At 67.1% G+C, this 22643-nt stretch carries 16 protein-coding genes; 6 read left to right on the top strand and 10 right to left on the bottom strand.

Annotated features, from left to right (window positions below):
• Positions 1 to 43: 43 nt before the first annotated feature.
• Positions 44 to 1063 carry a type I glyceraldehyde-3-phosphate dehydrogenase gene (gene gap / locus KOR34_RS08945; RefSeq protein ID WP_146564154.1) on the bottom strand — a complete coding sequence of 340 codons (1020 nt, stop codon included), beginning with the start codon at positions 1061 to 1063 and terminating at the stop codon, positions 44 to 46.
• A 295-nt stretch (positions 1064 to 1358) separates the two neighbouring features.
• On the opposite strand from gap, the gene sdhB reads away from it, so the two are divergent.
• Complete coding sequence (gene sdhB, locus KOR34_RS08940; RefSeq protein WP_228714552.1) at positions 1359 to 2201, top strand: succinate dehydrogenase iron-sulfur subunit; 843 nt, start codon at positions 1359 to 1361, stop codon at positions 2199 to 2201.
• Here the strand turns inward: sdhB and KOR34_RS08935 are convergent.
• Positions 2179 to 3726 carry a hypothetical protein gene (locus tag KOR34_RS08935; RefSeq protein ID WP_146564150.1) on the bottom strand — a complete coding sequence of 516 codons (1548 nt, stop codon included), beginning with the start codon at positions 3724 to 3726 and terminating at the stop codon, positions 2179 to 2181. The two genes, sdhB and KOR34_RS08935, sit on opposite strands and share 23 nt — an antisense overlap.
• 237 nt (positions 3727 to 3963) lie before the next feature.
• On the opposite strand from KOR34_RS08935, the gene KOR34_RS08930 reads away from it, so the two are divergent.
• A complete protein-coding gene (locus KOR34_RS08930) occupies positions 3964 to 4233 on the top strand; it encodes a GlsB/YeaQ/YmgE family stress response membrane protein (protein WP_146564149.1) in 270 nt (89 codons plus the stop codon).
• 113 nt (positions 4234 to 4346) lie between these two features.
• On the opposite strand, the gene dnaE is transcribed toward KOR34_RS08930, so the two are convergent.
• From dnaE to purH, 5 genes are all read right to left on the bottom strand, one after another.
• A complete protein-coding gene (gene dnaE / locus KOR34_RS08925; RefSeq protein ID WP_146564147.1) occupies positions 4347 to 7952 on the bottom strand; it encodes a DNA polymerase III subunit alpha in 3606 nt (1201 codons plus the stop codon).
• Positions 7953 to 8090: 138 nt separating this feature from the next.
• Positions 8091 to 8777 carry a hypothetical protein gene (locus tag KOR34_RS08920; protein WP_146564145.1) on the bottom strand — a complete coding sequence of 229 codons (687 nt, stop codon included), beginning with the start codon at positions 8775 to 8777 and terminating at the stop codon, positions 8091 to 8093.
• Positions 8774 to 9454 (bottom strand): FHA domain-containing protein, encoded by a 681-nt coding sequence (locus tag KOR34_RS08915; protein ID WP_146564143.1) that lies wholly within the window; start codon positions 9452 to 9454, stop codon positions 8774 to 8776. Before KOR34_RS08915 ends, KOR34_RS08920 begins: the two co-directional genes overlap by 4 nt.
• A 253-nt stretch (positions 9455 to 9707) precedes the next feature.
• Positions 9708 to 10271 (bottom strand): RDD family protein, encoded by a 564-nt coding sequence (locus tag KOR34_RS08910; protein ID WP_146564141.1) that lies wholly within the window; start codon positions 10269 to 10271, stop codon positions 9708 to 9710.
• 134 nt (positions 10272 to 10405) lie between these two features.
• Complete coding sequence (gene purH / locus KOR34_RS08905) at positions 10406 to 11983, bottom strand: bifunctional phosphoribosylaminoimidazolecarboxamide formyltransferase/IMP cyclohydrolase (RefSeq protein WP_146564138.1); 1578 nt, start codon at positions 11981 to 11983, stop codon at positions 10406 to 10408.
• 915 nt (positions 11984 to 12898) lie between these two features.
• On the opposite strand from purH, the gene KOR34_RS08900 reads away from it, so the two are divergent.
• The 3 genes from KOR34_RS08900 (at position 12899) to KOR34_RS08890 (ending at position 17117) form a co-directional block, all read left to right on the top strand.
• A complete protein-coding gene (locus tag KOR34_RS08900; protein WP_197531267.1) occupies positions 12899 to 14590 on the top strand; it encodes a S41 family peptidase in 1692 nt (563 codons plus the stop codon).
• A gap of 148 nt (positions 14591 to 14738) precedes the next feature.
• Positions 14739 to 15278 carry a hypothetical protein gene (locus tag KOR34_RS26575; RefSeq protein WP_197531266.1) on the top strand — a complete coding sequence of 180 codons (540 nt, stop codon included), beginning with the start codon at positions 14739 to 14741 and terminating at the stop codon, positions 15276 to 15278.
• A gap of 291 nt (positions 15279 to 15569) precedes the next feature.
• A complete protein-coding gene (locus KOR34_RS08890) occupies positions 15570 to 17117 on the top strand; it encodes a tetratricopeptide repeat protein (protein WP_146564134.1) in 1548 nt (515 codons plus the stop codon).
• 157 nt (positions 17118 to 17274) lie between these two features.
• Here the strand turns inward: KOR34_RS08890 and KOR34_RS08885 are convergent, their stop codons facing one another.
• The 3 genes from KOR34_RS08885 to KOR34_RS08875 are packed head-to-tail and all read right to left on the bottom strand — an operon-like array spanning position 17275 to position 19665.
• Positions 17275 to 18354: a deiodinase family protein gene (locus KOR34_RS08885; RefSeq protein ID WP_146564132.1), complete on the bottom strand. Its 1080-nt coding sequence runs from the start codon at positions 18352 to 18354 to the stop codon at positions 17275 to 17277.
• Between the two features lie 14 nt (positions 18355 to 18368).
• Positions 18369 to 18749 carry a hypothetical protein gene (locus tag KOR34_RS08880; RefSeq protein ID WP_146564130.1) on the bottom strand — a complete coding sequence of 127 codons (381 nt, stop codon included), beginning with the start codon at positions 18747 to 18749 and terminating at the stop codon, positions 18369 to 18371.
• Positions 18736 to 19665, bottom strand: coding sequence for a DUF1559 family PulG-like putative transporter (locus KOR34_RS08875; RefSeq protein WP_197531265.1), 930 nt, complete (start codon positions 19663 to 19665; stop codon positions 18736 to 18738). Before KOR34_RS08875 ends, KOR34_RS08880 begins: the two co-directional genes overlap by 14 nt.
• A gap of 1235 nt (positions 19666 to 20900) precedes the next feature.
• Between KOR34_RS08875 and KOR34_RS08870 the strand changes: the two genes are divergently transcribed.
• On the top strand, positions 20901 to 22496 hold the full coding sequence (locus tag KOR34_RS08870) for an FAD-dependent monooxygenase (RefSeq protein WP_146564125.1): 1596 nt from the start codon (positions 20901 to 20903) through the stop codon (positions 22494 to 22496).
• Positions 22497 to 22643 lie beyond the last annotated feature (147 nt).

The raw sequence follows: 22643 nt of genomic DNA, 5'->3' as shown, positions 1-22643 counted from the left end.
AGCGACCGGGGCTCGGAGAATCACTATATGGTCTAACCGACGCTTACAGCGCGGCCAGCTTGGCGATCAGGTCGACCGTGCGGCAGGAGTAGCCCCACTCGTTGTCGTACCAGCTCACCACCTTCACCATCTTGTCGGTGATAGCCGTGGTCCACGGGCCGGCAAAGATGCTGCTGTGCGGGTCGTGGATGATGTCGGTCGAGACGATCGGGTCCTCGGTGTAAGCGAGGATGCCCTTGAGCGGGCCCTCGGCGGCCTCCTTCATCGCGGCGTTGATCGCCTCGGGCGTGGCGGCCTTCGACAGGTTGGCGGTCAGGTCGACCACCGAGCCGGTCACCACGGGGACACGCATGGCGTAGCCGGTAAGCTTGCCCTGCAGCTCGGGGATCACCAGGCCGACGGCCTTCGCGGCGCCGGTGGTGGTGGGGATGATGTTCATCGCCGCGGCGCGGGCCCGGTACGGGTCCTTGTGCGGCAGGTCCTGCACGTTCTGATCGTTCGTGTAGGCGTGGATGGTGGTCATCAGACCGTTCTCAATGCCGAAGGTCTCGTGGAGGACCTTGGCGACCGGGGCCAGGCAGTTGGTGGTGCAGCTGGCGTTGCTGATGCACTTGTGGTCGGCGGTCAGCTTGTCGTCATTGACGCCCAGCACGCAGGTCAGGTCGGCCCCGTCCTTGGCGGGCTGGCTGAGCACCACCTTCTTGGCGCCGGCGTCCAGGTGGGTGTCGTATCCCGGGCGGTCGGCGGTCTTGGCCGAGGCGAACACGCCGGTCGACTCGACGCAGACGTCCACGCCCAGCTCGCCCCACGGGCACTCGGCCGGGTTGCGGATAGCGGTGGCCTTGATCTTCTTGCCGTTGACGATCAGGTGCTCATCGTCAAAGTCCACCGTGCCGGGGAAGCGGCCGTGGGTGCTGTCGTACTTGAGCAGCGTGGCGAGCATCTGGTTGTCGGTGAGGTCGTTAATCGCGACCACCTCGAACTCGTCGCTCCGCTCAATGAGCCCACGAAACGTCAGCCGTCCGATACGGCCAAAACCATTGATGGCGACTTTGGTAGCCACGGTTGGATCTCCTGATTCAATCAACTGGGTCGGGGTCGGCCAGAGGCAGGGGCGTACGGCCGACCGGAGGGTAATGCCTGATACGGGTGCAGGGCCGGCATTATACTGGGGCCGTGGGGACCCCAAAAGGGGCGCAAGAAAAGGTCCGATTCGCGCAAAGTGGACGGCCCGGCCCTCTGTCGTTCCCGCCGTTGGCGTCCGCCCCCTTTGGCCCTAGAATCCTGTAGTGGCGGGCGTGGAAACAGGCCCGCCGCCGGCAACCCGACCCGCCCTCACGAGGCCCCTGATGACTGGCATGAGCAACCCCGCAACCGGCGCTAAGTCCTTTATTGTGAAGGTCCAACGCCAGACAGCGCCCGGCGAGCCGACCCGCTGGGAGCGGTTCCGCGTGCCGTACGAGCCGAACCTGAACGTCATCAGCGTGCTGCAGAAGATCGCCGCGATGGCCAAAACGTCCGATGGCAAGGACACCACGCCGGTCGCATGGGACTGCAACTGCCTGGAGGAGGTGTGCGGCGCCTGCACCATGGTGGTCAACGGCCGGGTGCGGCAGGCCTGCTCCGCGCTGGTGGACCGGCTGCTGGAGGACTCGCCCGGCGAGATCGAGCTGCGGCCAATGAGCAAGTACCCCGTGGTCCGCGACCTGGTGGTGGACCGCGGCCGCGTGTTCAACGCGCTCAAGCGGGTCAAGGCGTGGGTCGGCGTCGACGACTACTACGACCGCGGCCCCGGCCCCAAGGAGTCGCAGGACCAGCAGGAGACGCGCTACCCGCTCTCCGAGTGCATGACCTGCGGCTGCTGCATGGAGGCCTGCCCCCAGTACACCAAGGTCGAGGTCAAGAAGAAGGGCGGCGAGACCGACGAGCAGTTCGAGGCCCGCCGCGAGGCCGCCTACGACACCGCGTTCCTCGGCGCGGCGCCCATCAGCCAGGCGATCCTGTTCAATGAGCACGGCACCGGCAAGATGGCCGCCGACGACCGCCTGGAAGAACTGATGAGCCCCGGCGGCGTGCAGGTGTGCGGCAACGCCCAGAACTGCGTGGCGGTCTGCCCGAAGGAGATCCCCCTCACCCGCAGCATCGCCCGCGCCGGCCGGCAGGTGACGGTCTACTCGATCAAGAAGTTCTTCGGGCGGTAAGCGTCCCGACGGCCACGACCCACAGCAACGCCGCGCCCGGCTCGGGCGCGGCGTTTGTTGTTGATGCGGCAGCTAGCGCCGCGCCGTAGTTGTCGCGCCACAGATGGTAGTTGCTCTGCTGGTACTCCGCGCCAAGGCCATCACGCCAGACGGTGTAGTCGGCCGCGTCCACCTGCCCGTCGGCGTTGAAGTCGCCCGGCAGGCCCTCGACGACCGCCAGCGAGAGCGTGTAAGCGTCGGTCTGCAGCGCCCACTGCAGGCCGCTGGGAAGCGGCGGCGCCGCGGCGAGCGACGCCGAGCCGGTGACTCCGCCGGCCGCCGTGACCAGCGGGAAGACGTCGCCGGCCTGGGCGCCGGCGGCGCCGGCGGCGTCGATCTGCAGCACGCCGTCGATGGTCAGGGCGCCCACCACCTCGGCCACGCCGTAAGCGTTGGCGGGGTCGCCGGGCAGCTCGGCCAGCAGCGCGGCGCCGTTAAGGGTCAGGTCCCCCAGGAACACGGCGCGGGCCCCCTCGAAAACGCTCACCCGGCCGCCGTCGACCACGACGTCATCATGGAAGCGGAGCACGCTGTTGTTCGCGGCCGCGATGGTCGAGTTGGCCGTGGACCAAACGCGGCCGTGCAGGTCATTCTCGCCGCCGACCGCGGTGATTTGGGCATCGTTCTGCATGTCGTGGGTAGCGAAGGTCCCGCGGTTGAACCGTGCGACGCCGTCGACTAGGGTCAGTGCGCCCGACGTGCTCGCCCCTTCATCGGTGCGGTTGATGAAATGGAGGTGGAACTCGATCTCTCCGCCGTGGACGCTTATCTGGCCGTCGTTCCTGAACTCGCCTGTCTGGATGCTCGAGAGCTGCAGCCGCTGAGAGTCCGCGACCTCGATGCGGCCCGCGTTGGCCCCGGCGTAGCCGAGCAAGACGGCGCCGTCGCCCCGCAGGAGGCCCCCGTTGGTGAGTTCTTGCGCCCGGAGCTCCCCATTGGCGAGCGTCACCTCGGTCGGGCTGTAGAACAAGACTGTCCTGTTCAGCGCGTCGAAGATCCCCCCATTGGAGACGCCGATCGTCGACACCCCTGCGGTCGGCTGGAGGTTGAGCTGGCTGGAGACCCGCAGAGTAGAGAGGTCGCCGTCGACGACGATTTGAAACGGCGAGGGCTCTTCGCTGCTGAAGCGTTCGGTGCGGAGGTAGCCGCCGTCGAGCACCTCGATCCGCGCCACGGACACGTCTCGGACCTGCAGGTCGTTGGTGGTCCAGCTACTGCCTGCGCCGCTGACACGCATCACTGCGGCGCCCAGGTCGGGTCCGCCGAAGTTGTAACCTAGATCGACGCTGTTGGTCGCGAGGGAAGTCCCGCCGTCGACGGTCACCTCGCCGTAGCGGTCGCCGCCGATCGTCACATAGCTTCCGGTGCCAGGCGGGTTGGGTCCGACCTGCCCTACGACCGTGACCCCCGCCCGGGCGGGGTTAACGACAGGGCAAAGCCAACAAGCAGACGCCACCAACAGGACAAGGAAGAGCTGCTTGGCCATCTGCGAGAACCCCAGAATTGCGGGAAGAGGAACCCCCAGGATGGCCGCCGGCCGAGCCCAGGTCAAGCAGCTTCGGCGGCGATCCTGATCGCCCGGCTGCCTGCCAGGGCCAGATCCGGCCACCGGCGCCTGGCAATTACGCCCCCGAGGTAGGTCCGGCACGCCCATTGCTCTGCTAGTGCCGACCGTTCACCAGACCCTGATCCGATTCACTAACCGTTGCTTGAGGAGAGAACCATGGGACTTATTTGGGCGATTATCGTTTGGACCGTGTTCGGCCTGGTTGCCGGCGCGCTCGCGCGGCTGCTGGTTCCCGGCCGTCAGCCAATGAGCACGCTTTCAACAATAGTGCTGGGCGTGATCGGCTCGTTTGTAGGCGGGTTCATCGGCTTTCTGTTCACCGGCGGCGAGATGGTCCGCGCGTCGGGCTTCATCATGTCGGTGATCGGAGCGGTGATCGCTCTGTCGGTCTACCTGTACAGCAACCGACGCAAGACCGCGGTGTAAACCTGAAGCGCCGCCAAGCGTCGATACGAGTCCCTCAGCGACTCTCATAAGAAAGCCCCGCCGGCTTGTGCCGGCGGGGCTTTTATCGTTGCGCGCTTCGTGCGTCGACGTAGCTAGTCCCGCCGCCGGTCACGCCCGTTGCGGCCGTTCGGGGGCGGGGCGGAGGGCTTCGGCGGGGCGCTCACCAGGCGGAACGCGCCGGGGTGCAGGTGCTCGTCGACGCGGCGGCGGAGCTCCGCCTCGAGGGTCACGCGGCGGCCGCTCTCGAGGATCGCCATGCCGTCGCCGCCGGCCAGCGAGAGCTGCAGCTTGAGCGGCATCTGACCGGGGTAGCCGCGGATGATCTCGCGGAGCGTCTTGAGGCCCTCGAGCCCGTGCCGGTCCTCGTCCACCGTGATCGTGACCCCGCTGGTGAAGCGGGTCTCGAGCTCTTCGACCGGCATTAGCTCGTTGATGATTAGGTTGACCTCCTCGGCGCCCGGCCGGCGGTCGACCACGGCGCGGATGCCGACGATCGCGTCGCCCACCACCTGGTCGCCGAACTGGGCGAACTGCTCCGGCCACATGATGCACCGCACAATGCCATCCAGGTCCTCCAGGTCCCACATGGCGTACTTGCTGGGCATGCCGGGCTTGGGGTTTTTGGTGTGGCTCATCTTGATAGCGGCCAGCATGCCGCCCAGCACCACCTCGCTGCGGTGCTCCAGGTTGTTGACGCTCTTGCTGGTGTGGGTGGCGTAGGTGCGGAGGATCTGCTCGTACTCCGCCAGCGGGTGGCTGGAGAGGTAGAAGCCGAGCACCTCCTTCTCGTAAGTCAGCATCTCCTTCTCGGGCCAGGAAGCGGCCTCGGGCAGGTCGGCGCTGGCATCGTCGGCGGCCTCGTCCTCGGCGTCGTCGAACAGCCCCTTCTGGCCGCTCTTGCGGTCGGCCTGGGCCGAGGCGCCCGACTGCATTGCCCGCTCCACCCCCGCCATCAGGCGGGCGCGGTCGGCGCCGAACGAGTCGAACGCGCCGGCCTTGACGAGGGTCTCGACGGTGGCGCGGTTGCACGCCTGGGGGTCGACCCTCTCACAGAAGTCGAACAGGTCGGCGAAGGGCCCGTTCTTCTCCCGCTCGGCCACCACGGCGTCGGCCGCGCCGCCGCCGCACGCCTTGATGGCGGACAGGCCGAACAGGATCTTGCCCTCGCGGACCGCGAAGTCGACGAACGACCGGTTCACGTCCGGCGGCACGACCTCGATGTTCATCCGGGTGCAGTCTTCCAGGTGCTCGACTAGCGAGTCCTTGCTCTTGAAGTTGCGGCCCGGGATGTCGCCCGAGAGCAGCGCGGCCATGAACTGCACCGGGTAGTGCGCCTTGAGGTAGGCGGTCATGTACGCGATGAGCGCGTAGGCGGTGGAGTGGCTCTTGTTGAAGCCGTATCCGGCAAACTTCTCGATCATGCCGAACAGCTCTTCGGCCTTCTTCTTGTCGAGCCCTTTCTCCTGGGCGCCCTTGATGAACTCTTCCTGGAACTTGGCGATGATCGGCAGCTTCTTCTTGCTGATCGCCTTGATGCACTTGTACGCGTTGGACAGCTCGATGCCGCCCAGCAGGTTGAGGATCCGCATCACCTGCTCTTGGTACACCATGACGCCGTGCGTCTCGGCGAGCACCTCCTCCATCACCGGGTGGGGGTACTCGGCGGCGCGGCGGCCGTGCTTGACCTCGATGTACTGGTCCACCATGCCGCCCTCCAGCGGGCCCGGCCGGTACAGCGCGGCGGTGGCGATGATGTCGCGGAAGTTGTCCGGACGCATCCGCTGCAGCAGGTCGCGGATGCCGCCCGACTCGAGCTGGAAGATGCCCTTGGTCTCGCCGCGGCACAAGAGCGCGTAGGAAGGCTTGTCGTCCAGCGGGAACTTGTAGGGGTCGATCCGCTCGCCGGTCGACTCCTCGATCAGGTCGATGCTGCGGGCCAGGATGGTCAGGTTCCGCAGGCCCAGGAAGTCCATCTTCAGCAGGCCGGCGGCCTCGACGTCGTTCATCGACCACTGGGTGATGACCTCGGTCTTGCCTTTGACGTGCTGCAGCGGCACGTACTCGCTGACCGGCTCCTTGGCGATCACCACCGCCGCCGCGTGCGTCCCCACGTTGCGCGCGAGGCCCTCAATCTTACGGGCCAGGTCTAGTAGCTCGCGGACCTCGGGGTCGCCCTCGTAGGCGGCCTTCAGCTCGTCGGACTGCTCCAGCGCCTTGTCGAGGCTGATGCCGAGCTGGTCGGGGATCATCGCGGTGATCTGGTCGACGCGGAAGATCGGCATCGACATCGTGCGGCCGACATCCTTAATCGCCGCCCGCGCGGCCAGCGTGCCGAACGTGCCGATCTGCGCGACGTTGGCCTCGCCGTACTTCTCCTTGACGTACTGGATCACTTCGACCCGGCGGTCCTTGCAGAAGTCGATGTCGATATCCGGCGCTTCCAGGCGGCTGATGTCTAGGAACCGCTCGAACAGCAGGTCGTACTCCAGCGGGCAGACGTGGCTCATCTTCAACGCGAAGCAGACGATCGACCCCACGCCCGAACCACGCGCCGTGCAGGGGATGTTGCTCGCGACCGCGAACCGGACAAAGTCCCACACGATGAGGAAGTAGTCCGGGAAGCCGAGCGTGTTGATCACGTGCAGCTCGCGGTCGATGCGGGCCATGACCTCGTCGGACAGCTCGCCGGTGGAGGGGTCGTTGCCCTGCCAGCGGTGCGGCTGGTCCTCGTACCGTTCCTTCAGGCCGGCGATGACCAGCTCGCGGAGGTAGACCTCGCTCTCCTTGATGTCCGGCTCGGTGTTTCCGGGCGTGGTGAACGTGGGGAAGAACCGCTTGCCGAGCTCCAGGTCGAGGTCCACCGAGTCGGCGATCTCCTGGCTGCGCGCCAGCGCGTCCTCGTGCCCGGGCAGGGCGGCGTACATGTCCTCCGGCCCGCGGAGGTAGAACTGGTCGCCCTCCATCTTCATCCGGTTGGTGTCGGTCCGGAACCGGCCGGTGTTGATGCACAGCAGCACGTCCTGAGCCTCGGCGTCCTCCTGGTTGACGTAGTGGGCGTCGGAGGTGGCGACCAGCGGCATGCCCATCTGCTGGGCCAGCTCCACTGTCAGCTCCATCGCGGCCCGCTGGATCTCAACGCCGTTGTTCTGGATCTCCAGGAAGTAGCGGTCGCCGAAGGTGCTTTGGAACCAGTGGGCGATCTTCTCGCCCTGCTTGAGCGCCTCGCCGGCGGTCGACCCAGACAGCAGCGTGCGGCTCAGCTCGCCGCTCACGCAGCCCGACAGGCAGATGATGCCCTCGGAGTACTCCTTGAGGATCTCCTTGTCGATGCGGGGCTTGTGGTAGAAGCCCTCCAGGTACGCCTTGCTGGCCAGCTTAACCAGGTTCTTGAAGCCGGTGCGGTTCTGGGCGAGCAGGGTCAGGTGGTAGGCGGCGTCCTTGCTGCTGGATGCGCCGCCCTTGTCCCGGCGGCTGCCCGGTGCGATGTAGGCCTCGTACCCGACGATCGGGTTGATGTCCTCGTCCTTGCAGGCGCGGTAAAACTCCAGCGCGCCGTACAGGTTGCCGTGGTCGGTCAGCGCCAGGCCGTTCATGCCCAGCTCCTTGGCCCTGCCTACTAGCTTCTTGATCGGGCTGGCGCCATCTAGCAGGCTGTAGTGGCTGTGGCAGTGCAGGTGAACAAACGGCTTCGCATCCATCGTGCGGCGGGTCCTTCCCAAGAATCGCGAGAACTAGCGGTGCAGGCAGGCATTCTACCGGCGGCGGGTCGGGCCCGCCAATCAGCGGAAAACTCGCAACGGAGCCTCGCACCGAGAAAACCAGCGTGGCCCGCGCAACTAGATTGACAGCGCCGCGGCGGCTATGAGATTGACCACCGCAGCGACGCCAATCGCGGCCACGGCGACCGCCGTGGCCCGCGCGGTCGCCAATGACACCGCCTTGTCGGCCAGCCCCTCGGACAGACCGTCCCGCATGGCCAACAGGTCGACGCGGGCGTTGTCGCCGGGCAGGCCGGGGATGTGCTCGATCAGCTGCTGCGTCACCGCCCAACCGGCGGCGCCGGTCAGCTTCTTGGCGATCCAGCGGCCCTGGGCCGGCAGCCAGCGCTCGAGCGAGTCGCCGAAGAACAGGCTGGTGAAGTGCTCGCTGAGCCGCTCCTTCGCCTGCCCGACCGTGGCGCCGTCCAGCTCGGCCGCGACCGTCTTGGAGCCGCCGGGGCGTTTGTCGCTGACCCCCAGCGCCTGCTTGAAGATCACCTTGCTGAGCATCGGGCCGACGCCGGTCGCGCGGACCCAGTCGCGGATCGTCTCGGTGACGGCCAGCCTCACGCCGCAGACGAGCCCGGCCAGCATTACCCCTACGGCGACCAGCACCCCGACGACCACCAGCCGCCAGAAGGACTGATCGCTGACTAGATAGTAGCAGACGCCCCCCACCACGAGGGCGAAGCCCCCGCCGCCTACGAGCGCGCCCTGGAGGAAGCGGCGGAGGTTGTCGGCGATCAGCCGTGCGAGGAACTTCATTCCGCGTCCGGCTCGCCGATCTTCCGGAGGTACTCGGCCAGGAGCGACTGGATGTCGAGCAGGTCCTGCCAGTTCTCGTACAGCATCTCGACCGGCTCGCCGTCCTTGGGGGCGGTGACCGCCTGGATCAGCGTGCGGGCGCGCAGGTGTAGGTACTCGAGGATCTCGGAGAACTGCGCTGCCTGGCCGGGGCTCAGCCCGACCGGCACGTCCGGTGGTGAGGGTATGTGCAGCGTGCTGCGGAGGTCTTCCTCCTCGGTCCACAGCAATTCCGACTCGTTCTCGGGCCGGTCCTCGGCGCGGCGGGCGAGCTCATCGGGGTCGAGCTCCTCGGCGATCGGCGCGCCGTTGGCCCGCAGCTCTTCCAGCCTGCCGGCGATCTGCTCGCGGGTGCCATACAGCAGCACGGAGCGGCCAACGTGGATCAAGTCGCCGTAGCGGAGGATGCGGAGCTGGGTCTCCTCGCCGTTGACGCGGGTGCCGTTGGTGCTCCCCAGGTCGGTAAGGACCACCTTGTCCTGGTCGTCCTGGATCTTGATGTGGAAGCGGCTGATCCGCTCGTCGTTGAGCTGGACCGTGTTGCCCTCCTCCCGGCCGATGGTCACCGGCACGGGCAGGCCCTCGTAGACGGTTCCCCGGTCGCTGCCGTCTAGAACTCGCAGGGTAATACGGGACATAGAGCAACGCTGGATCTGAACGCCAACCGAGCAACCGCACAGGGCGGTGGCCGCCCGCCTAGGACCCGCCCGCCCGCAACCTTGAGTCGCGTATCCGGCGTCCTATCTTCCCTGTGACCTTTAACTTGCGCTTATAACACGCCGGGGTGAGCGAAGCAAGTTACGGGGCGTTTTCCCGGCCGATTCGAGCCCTAAAACGGCTGCGCGCAGCTGGACATCTCCCCCAGGCGTGAAACCCAGCCAGGTCGCGGGGCTACGCCTCGACGACAACCGTGTCCGCAATATCGTCGTGCAGGCAGTAGCGGGTCTTGCGGAAGATCATCAGCGGGTCGAGCAGGCCGAACAGCGCGCCCACAAACGGGATGAGCCCGATGATCCACAGCAGCAGGTAGCGGTGGAAGATCAGCCGGGAGAACTCCGCCTTGCTGCCGTCCTTGCGGACGATCTTGATACCCAGCGCCTTCTTTCCGACCGTCTGGCCGTTGGCGTGCAGCAGGTAGCCGTTCACCAGAAGGTACGCGGCCAGCGGTGCGACAAAGGACAGCACCAGCTGCACCGGCCCCATGGCCAGGTAAATGGACCAGGGGTTGAACGGGTTGATGTCCTCAGGGTTTTCGGGCGGTGGCTGAAAGTACCCAAAGCTGAAGTAGTAGTACAACGGCAGCATCACCACGTTCAGCACGATGCCGTCCAGGATTACCGCGACCAGCCGCTGCCCCCGCCCGGCTAGCCGGCCTCCGAGCATGTACTCCGGCTCAGCGCCGTCGGGCGCGTCCTCCGACATCGGCGATGCGTACGGGTTGGCGGCGTCGGGCATGCGCTAGCTCCTGGTACGGGGTCGATTCACCTGGCGGTCTGCGGCCGATACTAGCAGGTAACGTCCGCGTTCGCACAGGCTGTCGCCCCGAGGAGACCTGCCAGGGGTCCCATCGGCGAGCCATCTCACACCAACTAGTGGCGGAAGTGCCGCACGCCGGTCAGCACCATCGGCAGGCCGTGCTGGTTGCAGGCGGCGATGACCTGCTCGTCGTTCCGGGACCCGCCCGGCTGGATGAACGCCTTCACGCCGGCGGCGGCGGCGGTGTGGATCGAGTCGTCGAACGGGAAGAAGGCGTCGCTCGCGAGGACCGAACCGGCAACCCTCTCGCCCGCTTTGCGGATCGAGATCTCGACCGAGTCGACGCGGCTCATCTGGCCTGCGCCGACGCCCACGAGGGCGTTGTCGCGGCTTAAGACGATCGCGTTCGATTTGACATGCCGACAGGCGGCCCACGCGAAGCGGAGCTCGGCTAGTTGGGCGTCGGTCGGCTGGGCTTCAGTGACGACCTTCCACTGCGACTCGTCATCCGGCATGTCGTCGGCGGCCTGGGCCAGGTAGCCGCCGTCGATCGCCCGCAACTGCAGCGCGCCGCCGCCCGGCTTCACCTCGCCGACCTTCAGCAGCCGCACGTTGGACCGCCACTTCGGCTTGGTGGTGAGGATCTCCAGGGCCTCGGGCGTGAAGTCAGGGGCGACGATCGCCTCGACGAACTTGCCGGGCTCGGCCAGGCACTCGGCCGCGGCGGCGTCGACCGGCGCGTTGTAGCCGAGGATCGAGCCGAAGGCGCTGACCGGGTCGCCGTCCCAGGCGCGGCGGGTCGCCTCGCCGACGCTGTCGGCGGTTGCGGCGCCGCAGGGGTTGTTGTGCTTCAGCACCGCGACGCCGGGCGACGGCAACGAGCGCGCGACGCCGAGCGCGGCGTCGAGGTCCAGCAGGTTGTTGTAAGACAGCTCCTTGCCGTTGAGCTGCTGGGCGTTCACCAGCGAGTGCGGGCCGGCGTCCGCCTCGACGTACAGCGCGGCCGCCTGGTGGGGGTTCTCGCCGTAGCGGAGCGAGGACTTCTTGGTGACCGTGACGCTCAGCTCGGCGGGCGTGTGCTCGTCGGCCTCCGTGGCGTCCAGCTTGGCAAAGTAGCCGGCGATGGCGGTGTCGTACCCGGCGGTGTGGGCGAACGCCTCGCCGGCCAGCGCGCGGCGGAGTTCCGGCGTGGTGACGCCGGTCGCCTCGACCTCGGCCAAGATCCGGTCGTACTGACCGGGGTTCGACGCGATCGTAACGAACGCGTGGTTCTTGGCCGCGGCGCGGACCATCGTGGGGCCGCCGATGTCGATCTTCTCAATCGCCTCGTCGACGGTCACACCGGGCTTGGCAATCGTCTCGCGGAAGGGGTACAGGTTCACTACGACTAGCTCGAACGGCAGGATGCCGTGCTCCCCCGCGGCGGCGACGTCCGACTCGTTGTCGCGCCGCTGCAGGATGCCGCCGTGCACCTTGGGGTGCAGCGTCTTGAGGCGGCCGTCCATCATCTCGGGGAAGCCGGTGTAGTCGGTCACGTCGCGGACCGGGACGCCCGTGTCCTCCAGCGCCTTGCGTGAGCCACCGGTGCTGTAGAGCTCGACCCCCAGACGGGTGAGCGCCTGGGCAAACTGGGTGAGTCCGGTCTTGTCGCTAACGCTGATCAGCGCCCGCTCGACTTTTGGCGATTCCACGGTCTTCCTTCTGAATTGCAGCAGACAACTTTCTTGGACGGTTTGTCGCAGCGGCTGCAAGAAAGCGCGCCGGGGGAACGAACCCTCTAGCACTGCCGGCGTAGTAAGGGCAGGGCAGCCTTAGCCCCATCCCCTCTCCCTACCCCGCACGCCGTCGCTACGATCCGAGCGCGGCACGATAGCACCTCACGCCGCCCCTTTCAACTTGCCGCCGCGGTCCAATGTCCTCCCCCTCCTAAACCGCGGTGGCTGAAAGGGGCGGCTGTTTTTGTGCCCACCTCTCCCCGGCTGGCCCTCCAAGCAGGTGGACCGCCGTCGGCGGCGCCGATGCGGCGCCGACCCGGCTGGCAGCCTTAGCCTCAAATTCTCTGACGCTAGGAATCCGACGGCGGGGGCGCGAACCGGCCGACAGGCGTTCCCGTAGTAGGGGGTGTCCTGCAAACGGACACGCAGAACCGACCGGGGACACGACTCCCCGGGCTCTTACGGCACGACGCCAATCTCTGGGTCCCGTTCTTATCCCGCGGCGGAGACCGCGGCCTGACCCCGGGCGTTGAGGCGGCCAACCGCTACAGGTGGCCGTCCCGAACGAGCCGCACCAAGATGCCAAACCGCAGACGCCGTGCGCCTGGCGCGCCGGACCTCCGGGATGGTTGCGATGTGCGGATCACGCCGCCGCCGGGGCCGCTGAACGGGGGAAATCTGTGCCGCGCTTTTTTTGACCGGCGCACTTCCGTGACCTATATTCGCCTGTGCCCGCAGCTTTTTGCGTAGCGAGCGCCCGGCCCCGCCCCGACAGCCCTCACGTCGTGGCTGGGCCGCACGACCCCTCCAACCGGAGCGGCCGTGACCAGGAACCCGGCCGGCCCCCACGCCGCCCGGTCGCCGCGGGCCCCTTGGAAGATGGAACGAAGCATGCTGAATCGGGTCTCTGACTTGCTGGGGCGTAGCCTGCTTGCGATCGTGCTCGCCGGCGTCGCCGCGTCGGGCGTCGCCGCCCAGGCGCCGCCCGTGGTCCCTGCCGACAGCAGCACGTCGGTTGCGACGCTAATCTCCCAGGGCATGGAGCTCGAGACGCAGAAGCGGTGGGGCGACGCGCTGTCGTTCTACGAGGACGCGCTCCGCGACCACCCCTCCGACCCGAAGCTCCGCCAGCGGTTCCTTACCGCCCGGATGCACTTCAGCCTCGAGCGACGCTACACCGACGACAGCTTCGTCGACGCGGTCCACACGCTCAGCAGCCAGCAGGCCGACGGCCTGTACCGGGAGCTGCTCAGCAAGATGGAGTCGCACTACGTCACCTCCCCGCAGTGGGACGCCGCCGCCCGCAAGGGTCTGTACGGCCTGCAGATCGCCCTGCGAGACCCTGAGTTCCTCCGCAAGAACGCGGTCCGCGCCAACAAGCAGCAGCTGGAACAGCTCTCTGGCGAACTGCGGAAGCTGGCGTCCGGCTCGATCGAGAACAGCAGCCAGGGCGCCCAGCGGGTGGAGCAGCAAGCGGCCCGGCTGGCCTCGTACCGCATCGGACTGAACCCGGTTGCGACCGCGTTGGAGTTCACCGCGGCCGCCGCCGAGACCCTCGACCACTACTCCTCGTTCCTCACCCCCGCTCAGCTGAAGGACGTCTACTCGCAGATCGAGGGCAACTTTGTCGGGCTGGGCGTCGAGCTCAAACCGGACAACGGCGCCCTGCTGATCGTCCGCGTGATCCCGAACAGCCCGGCCGAACGGGGCGGCATCCACGACGGCGACCGCATCGTCGCGGTCGACGGGCAGCCCACCGCCGAGCTGAGCACCGACGAGGCCGCCGGCCTGCTGACGGGCGAGGAAGGCTCGTACGTCCGTGTGACGGTGGTCTCGCCCCGCGAGGAGGGCCACCTGGTCGCCCGCCCGGTCGACGGCCGCCTGTCGAGCTGGATGGGCGAGCCCGCCGTGACCCGCGAGCTGACCGTGCGTCGCGAGCACGTCGACGTGCCGAGCCTCGAGGGCGTGCGGATTGTGGACCAGCAGTACGGCGTGGCCTACGTCCGCGTGCCGGTCTTCCAGAAGTCGACCAGCCGCGACCTGGACGCCGCCCTGTGGGACCTGCACAGCAAGGGCATGCGGAGCCTGATCGTGGACCTCCGCAGCAACCCCGGCGGGCTGCTGACCTCCAGCGTCGAGATGGCGGATAAGTTTGTCGCCGAGGGCAACATCGTCTCGACCCGCGGCCGCAGCGAGGGCGAGAGCATCGACTTCCGGGCCCACCGGGCCGGCACCTGGCGTGTGCCGCTGGTGGTCCTGATCGACGGCGACAGCGCCAGCGCCAGCGAAATCTTTGCCGCGGCGATCCGGGACCACCGCCGCGGCGCCCTGGTCGGAGAGCGTTCCTTCGGCAAGGGGTCCGTGCAGGGGATCTTCTCCCTCGGGCAGGGCGGGGCGGGCATCCGCCTCACCACGGCTAAGTTTTTCTCGCCCCACCAGCATCCAATCAGCAAAGTCGGGGTTGATCCCGATATCGTCGTGCGACGAGCTACGAGCTTGACTGGTGGGGCTTCTGAGGAAGACGAGGACCCGGCCCTGCAGCGGGCCATCGAGGCCGCCAAACGCCAGGTTGCGATGCGGTAGCGGGCCAACGCCCCCGGCCCGACACCGGGCCCCGCATTGACGAAGGTTGGTCCGGGCCAGATACTTAGGGCTGTCGCGGCGCCCGGCCACTCTCGGCCGGCCACGGTTCTTGGCCGCGAATACCCGAATCACCGCAGCGGATACCACCATGCCGGCGCCCCGCCAAGAAGACGACGACGACCTCTACGAAGACGACTTCGATTTCGTTGACGACGATCTCGACGACGACCTCGAGGAGGACGAGGAGAAGCCGGCGCCCAGGAAGAAAAAAACCGCCAAGAAGGCGGCCAAGAAGACCGCCGAAAAGAAGAGCTCTCCCAAGAAGAAGGCGGCCAAGAAGTCCGCCAAGAAGAAGGCCCCCAAGAAGACCAAGGCCAAGCGCGCCGAGGAGGAGCCGGTCGAGGACGACGACGCGCCGACCGACGCCGATCCGCAGGAGCAGGCGCCCCAGGCTCAGGAAGACCCCCCCGCCGAGGAGGCCGCCCCGGAAGAGCCCCCCAAGCCCGAGACGAACTACGTCGTTCACGTCTACGAGCACGGCGGCTTCCGCCGCACGATCGAGCGGGAGTTCACCGCCGAGGACGCCGAGGCCTTCGCCGCCGAGTACAGCAAGACCGCCAAGCCGTACACCCGCTTCGCGGTGGCCGCCCTGAAGGACGTCGAGCCCTCGCCGGTCCTCAAACCGTAGCAGCCGGCACGGCCCTCCCCACCCGACCGGGCCCGGCCGACAAGCGGCCGCCGACGCCCGACCTTCTCCCCCACCTCCGCCCGGTCCGAGCAACCCTCGCGGCCGGGCGGCTCCGCGCAACCGTTGCATCCGAACCCCGGAAAACCCGGATCGGAGCGGCAATCTAGGGGGCGCGTCCATGGGCCGATGGTACGATGGCCTGTAGCTTTGCGCTTCTCCAGACCGCGTTCCGGTCGCCAGAGGCTCGCCTGAGCTGCAACCTGTCTCCTAAGAAATACGGGCTGTCGGACCATGATTCACCGCTTCTACCGCAATCTCCCTCTCGCCTCGCTGCTGGTCGTCGGCCTGCTGACGCCGGCCGCTACCGCGCAGCTGACCCAGGAAGAGGCGATCGAACAGATCCGGGCCGCGATCGAGCAGGGCCAGCAGCAGCTTGCGGACAAGGAGTTCGAGGCGGCCGTCGACACGTTCTCACAGGCGATTCAGCTGAGCAACGGGCAGCTGGGCGCACCGTACATCGGCCGCGCCCAAGCCCGCAAGGAGCTTGAGGAGTACGGCAAGGCCCAAGAGGACCTGAAGAACTTCCAGCAGTACAACCAAGACCGCACCCCGGCGCTGCTGGCCCAGGCCAGCAACCTGAGCGGCGAGATCTACATCGAGCTGGGCGCCCTCGGCGACGCCCTGGCCGACTTTGAGGAGGCCGTCGAGTACGACTCGTCCAACCCCCTCTACCAGTTCAACCTCGGCAAGGTCTACGCCTTGGGCGGCGCGCCCGACCAGGGCCGCAAGGCGCTGACCAAGTGGATCGAAGCCGGCGCCGACGACCCCGAGAAGAACGCCGAGGCCTACCGCCTGCGGGCGCAGACCTACGCCCAGCTGGGCAAGTATGAGGACGCCGACGCCGACATCGCCGCCGCGCTGGCGATCGACTCCGACGACCACGAGATCCACGCGCTGAAGGGAACCATCGCGGCTATCCAGGAAAAGTGGGACGACGCAGCGGCATCGTTCAAGGACGCGCTCGACAAGTATGAGCCGGAAGAGGACTCGGACCTGCCGTACATCGAGGGCCACCTGCAGCGCTCGGCGATGCTGGAAGAGGCCGCCAAGGCGACCGACGACCCCGAGAAGCAGCGTGAACTGTTCCAGGAAAAGCTGGACGAGAGCCAGCGGCTGCTGGACGCCCTGCCCGACCGCCCCGATGTGGCGCCCGCAAAGGCCTCGGCCCTGTTCAGCCGCGGCGTCGCGGAGCGTCAACTGGGCGACTTGGCCGCCGCGGTCCGCTCGTTCTCCGACGCCATCGACATCAACCCCGCCATGGCCCAGGCGTACTTCCGCCGCGGCATCTGCTTCTTCCACATGGGCGAGGAGCGGATGGCCATCGACGACTTCGACAAGGCCGCCAGCATCGACTTCGCCAGCCCCCACGCCGCACTGTGGAAGGGCCGCACCTACGCCGAGCTCGAGGAGTACTACGAAGCCCTCAAGGCCTACGCCCAGGCCCTCTCGGTCAGCGACCGCTACACCGACGCCTACGTCAACCGCGGCCTGGTGTACGTGAAGCTTGGCGAGTACGAACGCGCCATCGCCGACTTCAACGACGCCATCCGCCTGCAGCCCACCAACGCCCAGCACTACTACTTCCGCGGCGTCGCCTACGCGTTGCAGGGCGACCACAAACGGGCGATCAAGTCGCTGGCCACCGCCATCGACTTTGACGACACCCTGGCGCCCGCCTACCTCAAGCTCGCCGAAGAGCTGGACGCCATCGGCCGCTCCGACCTGGCCAGCGACTACCGCGCCCGCGGCAACGAGCTGAGCAACCACGTGAGCCAGTAGGTTCAGTCGGCAGCCAGCAACGATAAGACCCAGAAGGCCCCGCGGATTCCGCGGGGCCTCTTTTTGTTGATGAGTTCCAGCTACCCGGAGAACAAGTCCACCGGGTGCAGGGTATGACAGCCCAGACGCCGCAGCAGGATCAGGCGCGAGTCTCAGGCTATTTGGAGTCAGCAAGCAGGGTAAGGATTAGCGCCTGCTCCATCTCACGCGGCGTGAACCCAAACGGCCCAGGGCCACCCTGAAAGGCGATGCGTCCCGCGCGGTCCACCACGTAGAGCCGGTCGGGAGTAGCGGCGTAGGCCGTGCCAACGGCGTTGTCGATTCGGTCCACCACCATCGTCGCGTTCAGACGCAGCACCGCCTGGCAGTGGGCCGCCACCTCCTGCCGCTCCAAGAGGCTCGACGGCTGCTCAAACAGAATCCCCGCTCGGGCATTCGTCGACGTTGCCTGGGTGTGATCGGCAGTGGGGTGGGCTTCTCGGACGTACACAGCGAGGAACTCCGCCCGGTCGCCCCACCGCTCCGATATCGCCTCAATTGCGGGCGCGTGGGTGCGGAAGTTGCCACACGTGAAGCTGCCGAAGACGAGCACAACCGGCTTCTTGCCACGGAAGTCGGAGAGCCGGACAGACTTCTGCTGTTCGGGAGTCGAAAGCTCGAAATCGGGCGCTTCCGAGCCGGGCGCCGGCGCCGGCGTAGCAAAATCGTACTCGCTCTCCATTCTCTGCCTCGTCATGCGCCTTATCGACGTCCGGCGGCGTCGCAGCGGGTTGTAGAGGAACGCTTCGAGGTCTTCCTCGTTGAAGGACTCTCGCCCGTCAGTGCCGAGAGCGGCGCGCCACTCTTCGGCCGAAAGGCGACCATTGCTGTCGACGTCCAAAGACTTGAACAGGGCGAAGGTGGCTTCGTGCTGCAGCGCAAGGCGGCCCGCACCGGACCAATCGAAGTCGTGTGGGGTGACCGCGCCGTCCGAGTCGCAGTCGAGGCGTGCGAAGCTCATCCGGCCTCCAACAAACTCACTCTCCGTGACCCGGGCGTCGCGGTTGTCATCGTACCTCTGCGCAAACCAGTCCCAGCCATAGCGAGACAGCCCCGGGATCGGCGACCCGAACTCCCAGTCGCTCCCGGGGGTTGAACTGGCATTCGTGTCGGCGCTAGCCGACAACGATAGTTGAGCGTACGCGGCCGGTCCGCCGAGCATCACGAAAGCGGCGAGGGTCTTGATAGTGAAGTGCATGGTTTGACTCCTGGTTATTCTTCGTGGACCACGACGATTGCCGGGTCGGTGTCGATACGGTAGAGGGCCATGTGTTTCCGCGTGGCGCCGCTGGGGCTCTGAATGGTCAGTCGCACATCGCAGCGCCAACCAAAGCCTGCGGACTGGCTGGACGTGACCTCGTAGTCAACGAGGCGGGCGCCGCCGAGCCACTCCGAGTCGCTGACATGAACGGGCTCCGCCTGCGTTTTAAGGGACTCGGGCGTCTGCCCGGCCTTCCACGCGTCGAGAACCCGGCGCAGCGCCGCCTCAGCGCGGTCGGGGTCGGCCATCGTGACCGCCTTCTGCTGGCAACCACACACGCAACAAGCGACCACGACCAACAGCAGGACCCGCGGATAACTACTGAATGGCATACTCGACCTCCTCTCCGCTACGCGAACCGAGCGCCCGCCAGGCGGGCAGATCGACGCTCGACTGGATGAGCGCCACCGATCCGTCGCACCGCAAGAGGCAGACGCCCGCCGGGTGGGCGCTGCTTGCGCCCCGCGCCGAGTGGCCGGGCGGGAAGTGGCAGGAGCGGGAGTTGGGCGGCGACACGTGCTGGTAGCCGGCCACGTGGTCGGACGTCCCCGCCAGCCACGGAGCCCCGATGTTCGAGAACCGCTGGAACGACAGGTTCGTGTAGTCCATCTCCGCGCACATGGTCATCGCCTCGTCGGCCGAGGTGGGGTGCGTGCCGGGCGTAAAGACATCGCGGAACTCGCTCGCCAGCGCGTTAGACCAGTCGCCCAGCAGACGCTCACTGAAGCAAGCTGTCTTGCTGGTTCCATCGGTGATCTGGCCGATCCGCACGTCGCTGTGCCCGTACATCACGCCGTTCTGCATGGTCGTGTCGCTCCCCTCGCAAGGCTCGTAGTTGGTTCCCGCATACCCCGGCGGGAACGAAGTCTGAGAGTCCGAGGGACAGAGGAACTCCGCGACCACCATGCCGCGGGCGTACTCGTTCTCTGGAGAGTCCCAAAAGACCTCAAAGTCGATGCGGTCGTACTCGTTGCCGGCCTCCAAGTACGGCAGCAGCAGCGAGTGCGCGCTAAAAACCCGACCGCCGGAACCGCCCCAGCGGCTGGGCGGCATCCAGCCCTTGGCGTCGTGGTACATCTGAACGGCCAAGCCGATCTGCTTGAGATTGTTCTCGCATTGCGATCGCCTCGCCGCTTCTCGCGCCGACTGAACCGCTGGCAGCAGCAGCGAGATCAGGATGCCAATGATTGCGATAACGACCAGTAGTTCGACAAGCGTGAAGCCTCGTCGAGTGGGGGTATGAGCCACGGCAGGTCCTCCCGTGAGTTGGGTGCGTCTAAGTTGGAGCAGTTGGACGTAGAGCATCTGTGCGCGGCACGGCCGCACAAGAGCGTTGTGCAGGGCGCAGGAATGCGCCCTTGAATGGCCTCAAGACGCATCACCAGCCACGCCGGCCGTGAAGGCCGACGCATACGGAGCACGAAGCAAGCTGCGATGCAATCAGATCCGACGGCCCAGTTCGAAGAGATAACGAGGGACTACCGCGCAGCGGTGTCCACAGCCAAGGCCTTCGGAGAATGGAAGGGCCTAAACGCGGGGAGGGCGGTCCGTGCGAGAAGGGAAGCCACGGCTTGCCTTGGCGTCCAATTCGAGAGAGAAGCGACGGGGAGATGCGTCTGGGTCCCGTGAATCCACTAGGGCCACCATACCCACGCGTGATTCCTTCTGGATCACTACGTAACCCGCTGACTGTTGCGGCGCGCTGGTCGGCGCCTTCCGACACAGCGGCCCTTCGCAGGGCCCTCCCGCCGTCTGGAGACGCGACAGGCCCGCCGCTTGCTTGCCAGCGCCCTCGGGCATAGCCTCCTGCTGCTCAGACTGCCCCGCTAGCTCGGCTTCTTCTTGGGCAGGGTGCGCGAGCCAATCGCCGCAGGTCGCGCGCGCGGACTGCCCGCTCAACGCACAGGCGACGATCACACACGCAGCCGGGAGATGGCCGACAAGGCGGTTCATTAAGTCTTCGCTGCGCCCCGAACCAGAGGGAAGGAACCTCCATGAGCCGGCCGGACCGGTAAGTCATTTCGCGTCAGCGCAGGCGCGCCCGCGGGCTGGATTCCATCCCTGGTTGCCATGTTAACGCGACTAAGCGCAATTGCAAGAAAATTCAGACGCGACGCTGTCGATGTGCATCCCGCCCCGCCGCCAACACATCGCGACGATCGGCGGCTAGGGCGCCCTGATAACGCTGAAGCAACGCCGCTCCTTCGAAAAGCGGAACACACAATCCGCTGACAGCATCCGATTGCTGCCTCGTTCTTTGCCCTCAGAGCATCCCAGATTCAGACGCAAGGCCGCTCTCGTCCATTGATGCCGCTCTCCCGCGGCAGGCCCTTGGAACGGAGCCGGACGCGGCTAGGAAGCAACTTGCACGGCCACCGGCCGTTGGCGGCTTCGCGCTTGCTGTGATAGCCTTGGCTGGTACCAAATGGCGGCCCGGCGGAGCTCGCCGTTCGCCGCCAATAGCACGCAGGGGAGGCTCGGGGATGACGGCAACGGAGGCTCCGGTGCTGGTTGTGGGCGGGCGGACCACCGGCCTGATGATGGCCGCGGAACTCGCACGGCACGGCGCGCCGGTGCGCATCATCGACAAGTCGCCAGGCATTGACCCTCACTCGCGGGCGACCTACCTGCACTCGCGCACGCTCGAGATCCTCCACACCCTCGGCATCGCCGACGAGATCGTCGACCGGGGTCAGCCGCTCAAGGCGGTTAGCATCCACGCCAACGGGCGTCATGTAGTCACGACACCCGACCTGCCCGTCGACTCGCCCTTCCCGTGGGGAGCGGCGTTCGCGCAGTGCAAGACCGAAGCGATCCTCGAACGCCACCTCAACAACCTGGGCATCGAGGTCGAACGCAGCGTCGAGCTGCAGGCCTTCGAGCAATCGCCCGAGGGCGTGCGGGCCATGATCAGAGGCCAGGGCGGCGCCGAAGAGGTTGTCGACGCGTCGTACCTCATCGGCTGCGACGGCGCGCACAGCACGGTCCGGCGTGGTGTCGACGAAGCGTTCCCGGGCGCCGCCGATCCGATCCCGTACCAGACCGCCGATGTCCTGATCGACGGGCCGATCAAGCCCGAGGTCGCGTACCTCTGCTTGCACGATCAGGGGGACGTGTTCATCTTCCTGCTGGACGAGGGCCGGAGGCAGGTCATCGCGACGCTGCCCAAGGACAGCCCCCGCACCGAGCCGCCCACGCTTGAAGAGATGCAGCGCATCATCGATGAGCGGGGCTTCCCCGGCCTCCGCCTGTCCGACGCCCGCTGGCTCGCTATCTACCACACGCACTACCGGCTGGCGCCGCGGTACCGGCGGGGCCGCGTGTTCCTGGCCGGCGACGCCGCGCACATCCACAGCGTGATCGGCGGGCAGGGCATGAACACCGGCATCCAGGACGCCCACAACCTGGCCTGGAAGCTGGCCCTGGTGATGCGGGGCGTTACGCCATCGTGGTGGCTCGACACCTACGAGAGCGAGCGCCGCGGCGTCGCCGCCGACGTGATCGCCTGGACAAAGCGGGCGAATGACAGCCTGACCAGCTTCGCCGAGCTCAGCCCGGCGGAACGCGAACGGTTGCTCAAACACATGGTCGTGCCAGAGAGCGACCGCCTACAAGTCCGCGCCCACCAGGAGGAGATCGACCTCGACTACCGTTCCAGCCGGCTGTGCGTGGCTTCCTCTGACAATGACCCCGGGCCCGCGCCGGGAGCGAGGGCGCCGGACGCGGGACCGATCGTTGTCAACGGCGAGTCAACGACGCTGCTCAAGCGGCTCGGCGCGCCGCTCCACCAGCTGCTGCTCTTCGGACCGCCCGACGCAGGCGCGGGGCAACCTGAGCTCGCGGCCGCCCGGCGAGCGGTCGACGCCCACGGCGACTGGCTGCGTGTGCTGCTGGTCGACGCCAACCACGCACCGGCGCCCAACGGCGTCGTGTACGTGAGTGACGCAGCGGGCGCGCTGCGGCGGGCCTACGCGGGCGACGCGGTGCGGCTGTACCTGATCCGCCCCGACGGCTACATCGCCTACCGGAGCCGGTCGGTTGACCGGTTGGATGACTACGTTGAGCAGGTGCTGAACTGATGCATCGGGGCCGGTGGGGCTCCGGTCTCGGGCCTAGCCGCCACGCATTGCGGAAAATCCCGCCCGATTCTGGGCAACCAGAAGGTAGACGAATCCGCACCTGATGGCGAAAATATAAAAGAAGTTTAGCTGCCCGGCCTTTATCCC

This window comes from Posidoniimonas corsicana (assembly GCF_007859765.1).
GTDB lineage: Bacteria > Planctomycetota > Planctomycetia > Pirellulales > Lacipirellulaceae > Posidoniimonas > Posidoniimonas corsicana.
This window is presented reverse-complemented; position numbering and strand designations above follow the sequence as displayed.

Excerpts from the sequence above, each read along its gene's own strand:
- sdhB (WP_228714552.1), top strand. The coding sequence starts at position 1,359 with ATGAGCAACCCCGCAACCGGCGCTAAGTCCTTTATTGTGAAGGTCCAA.
- KOR34_RS08935 (WP_146564150.1), bottom strand. The coding sequence starts at position 3,726 with ATGGCCAAGCAGCTCTTCCTTGTCCTGTTGGTGGCGTCTGCTTGTTGG.
- KOR34_RS08930 (WP_146564149.1), top strand. The coding sequence starts at position 3,964 with ATGGGACTTATTTGGGCGATTATCGTTTGGACCGTGTTCGGCCTGGTT.
- dnaE (WP_146564147.1), bottom strand. The coding sequence starts at position 7,952 with ATGGATGCGAAGCCGTTTGTTCACCTGCACTGCCACAGCCACTACAGC.
- KOR34_RS08920 (WP_146564145.1), bottom strand. The coding sequence starts at position 8,777 with ATGAAGTTCCTCGCACGGCTGATCGCCGACAACCTCCGCCGCTTCCTC.
- KOR34_RS08915 (WP_146564143.1), bottom strand. The coding sequence starts at position 9,454 with ATGTCCCGTATTACCCTGCGAGTTCTAGACGGCAGCGACCGGGGAACC.
- KOR34_RS08910 (WP_146564141.1), bottom strand. The coding sequence starts at position 10,271 with ATGCCCGACGCCGCCAACCCGTACGCATCGCCGATGTCGGAGGACGCG.
- KOR34_RS08900 (WP_197531267.1), top strand. The coding sequence starts at position 12,899 with ATGCTGAATCGGGTCTCTGACTTGCTGGGGCGTAGCCTGCTTGCGATC.
- KOR34_RS26575 (WP_197531266.1), top strand. The coding sequence starts at position 14,739 with ATGCCGGCGCCCCGCCAAGAAGACGACGACGACCTCTACGAAGACGAC.
- KOR34_RS08890 (WP_146564134.1), top strand. The coding sequence starts at position 15,570 with ATGATTCACCGCTTCTACCGCAATCTCCCTCTCGCCTCGCTGCTGGTC.
- KOR34_RS08885 (WP_146564132.1), bottom strand. The coding sequence starts at position 18,354 with ATGCACTTCACTATCAAGACCCTCGCCGCTTTCGTGATGCTCGGCGGA.
- KOR34_RS08880 (WP_146564130.1), bottom strand. The coding sequence starts at position 18,749 with ATGCCATTCAGTAGTTATCCGCGGGTCCTGCTGTTGGTCGTGGTCGCT.
- KOR34_RS08870 (WP_146564125.1), top strand. The coding sequence starts at position 20,901 with ATGACGGCAACGGAGGCTCCGGTGCTGGTTGTGGGCGGGCGGACCACC.